We start from the raw sequence: 2,264 nt of genomic DNA on the forward strand, positions 1-2,264 counted from the left end.
GATTGGAACCCTGTTCACTTGGGGAATGACGGCGCTTGGTGCGGCCCTGGTTTTTACAACGAAGAACCCGAACCAGAAATTTCTGGATAGTATGATGGGGCTCGCAGCTGGTGTTATGATTGCCGCGAGTTTTTGGTCGCTGCTGGCACCTGCCATTGAGATGGGCGGAGGCGGCAGCCTGCCAAACTGGTTTCCTGCTGCTGTAGGGTTTCTTCTAGGCGGATTATTTTTAATGGTTGTCGATAAGTTGATGCCCCATTTGCATCCGAATTTATCCTTGGAAAAGGCAGAAGGAATACATCCTGAAAAGAAAAGAAGAAGTACGCTATTGGTGCTGGCAATCACCCTTCATAATATACCAGAGGGTTTGGCGGTCGGTGTAGCATTCGGTGCGGTAGCAGCAGGCTTCCCATCCGCTACATTAATGGGTGCGATAGCTCTGGCAATCGGCATCGGAATTCAAAATTTTCCTGAGGGTGTAGCCGTATCCATGCCTTTACGATCAACTGGAATGTCCAGGAGAAAAAGCTTTTTATACGGCCAGTTCTCCGGAATGGTTGAACCTATTGCCGCGGTTATCGGTGCAGCGTCAGTTATTTTTATTGAGCCGCTCCTTCCCTATGCACTCAGCTTCGCTGCTGGTGCGATGATTTTCGTTGTTGCCGAAGAAGTTATCCCTGGCTCGCAGGAGAACGGAAACAGCGATTTGGCTTCATTAAGTCTCATGTTCGGATTTGCGATTATGATGATTCTTGATGTCGCCCTTGGCTAAATCCACTCCTCATGGTTCCACACAATAACAAAAACCAACTCACACTTTGGAGTTGGTTTTTGTTGTTATTCATCGGTGGTATTATCTTCTTCTACATTATTCGGTTGAAGTGGATCTTTCTCTAAAATTTTTTCTACTTCTTCATATCCCTCTGGAAACGCAAAGTTATATCTAGCTGGAAGCGCGAATACATATTCATCATTTTGTCCCAGTATTCTTGGACCAATAGGTGCTGCACCGATATGAAATTCCTCCTTTTCAAGGGAGGACCATTGTTTAAGAGTAAAAACCATAATCGGAATATCTTGTCTTGGTTTATCCTCCGTCCATTCTGGATGTCTAATTGAAAGGATTGGACCATTTTCAATTATTGTATTTTGTTGCTGATCATTAGAGATACCTTCCCAGGAATCCGATACAATCTGGTAATCCTGCCAACTTTTTGGCAGCGCAAAGGTAAATCCATATTCTGTATTTTCATATAGAATCGTATCTGTTAATTTATCATCTGATTCATCCTGTTTAATAGGATTTTTATCATCGTCCACTTTGTTTTCATCTTTTGTACTACTTTGTTGCCCTTGATCATTTGAATCAGAACTTAATGGATGGTCTTCATTTATCGGAATAGACAGAATAGCGAATAACACGAGGGCAGCAACACTCGCTAAACCCACTGAAATCTTTTTCATTAATGCAGCCCTTCTTTTCTTCTTTTCATATAAATTTGCAAATTGCAGCAGGTTCTCATGAATGGCATTTTGGGTATCTTTAGTAAACTTTTTATTATAATCAGGTTCTGCTAATGATCGAATTTCCCTCTCTAAATCACCAAATTCTTCATTCTTTTTCATAGAGATATTCCCCCCTTCCTTGCTGCAATGATTTTAATGCTCGATGATAAGTTGTTCGAACCTTATTTTCATTCCAACTTAATATGGATGCTGTCTCAGCTACAGAGAGTTCTTTAATCCCTCTAAGGATGATTACATCTCGATAATTAGCCTTTAAAGATTGGATAGCTTGATAAAGCAACTTGTTATCTTCATTTAGTTGGAGAATTTCCTCCGGTGTTTCCTTACCCGTTTGCTCATCCCTGGACCACATCATTTGCTTCATCCTTAAACGCTTTCTTTTTCTTATTTCATCAATTCCCACATTACGCGCAATCGAAAAAAGCCAGGTTTTAGGACTTGATTTTTTCTGATAAGTATCAAAGCCTTTAATGGCTCGGATAAAAACTTCCTGCACGAGATCCTCTACATCAGTTGACCCGATGTAATAAACTAAAAAATGGTATATATCTTTATTGTACAAGTAAAACCATTCCGAAATTATGTTGCTCATCATCAGCTGGTCAACTCCATTTTCCCTCCGATTTTTCAAACTCATAAATTAGTCGAATCCGTGCAACATTTATTTCACTTTGTTCAAATATTATTTAAAGTTTATTGTGAATTTGGTTAAACTCCTAAATTATTGTCCTTATAAT

Annotated in this window: 3 protein-coding genes; 1 reads left to right on the forward strand and 2 read right to left on the reverse strand. The window is 40.0% G+C overall.

Features of this window, described 5'->3' with window-relative positions; translation table 11 throughout:
- Position 1 precedes the first annotated feature (1 nt).
- Positions 2-772: a ZIP family metal transporter gene (locus WB217_RS05315; protein WP_423991345.1), complete on the forward strand. Its 771-nt coding sequence runs from the start codon at positions 2-4 to the stop codon at positions 770-772.
- 65 nt (positions 773-837) lie between these two features.
- Here WB217_RS05315 and WB217_RS05320 read toward each other — a convergent pair whose 3' ends face one another.
- Together WB217_RS05320 and WB217_RS05325 are read right to left on the reverse strand one after the other, a co-directional pair.
- Positions 838-1,626, reverse strand: a complete 789-nt coding sequence (locus WB217_RS05320; RefSeq protein WP_423991347.1) for a hypothetical protein — start codon at positions 1,624-1,626, stop codon at positions 838-840.
- On the reverse strand, positions 1,613-2,164 hold the full coding sequence (locus tag WB217_RS05325; protein ID WP_423991349.1) for an RNA polymerase sigma factor: 552 nt from the start codon (positions 2,162-2,164) through the stop codon (positions 1,613-1,615). Before WB217_RS05325 ends, WB217_RS05320 begins: the two co-directional genes overlap by 14 nt.
- Between the last annotated feature and the right edge of the window lie 100 nt (positions 2,165-2,264).

The organism is Mesobacillus sp. (assembly GCF_049588175.1).
In the GTDB taxonomy this organism is placed as follows: Bacteria; Bacillota; Bacilli; order Bacillales; family Cytobacillaceae; genus Mesobacillus.

What these genes read in the sequence shown, in the direction of transcription:
- WB217_RS05320 (WP_423991347.1), bottom strand. Translation starts at nt 1,626, where the DNA reads ATGAAAAAGAATGAAGAATTTGGTGATTTAGAGAGGGAAATTCGATCA.
- WB217_RS05325 (WP_423991349.1), bottom strand. Translation starts at nt 2,164, where the DNA reads ATGAGTTTGAAAAATCGGAGGGAAAATGGAGTTGACCAGCTGATGATG.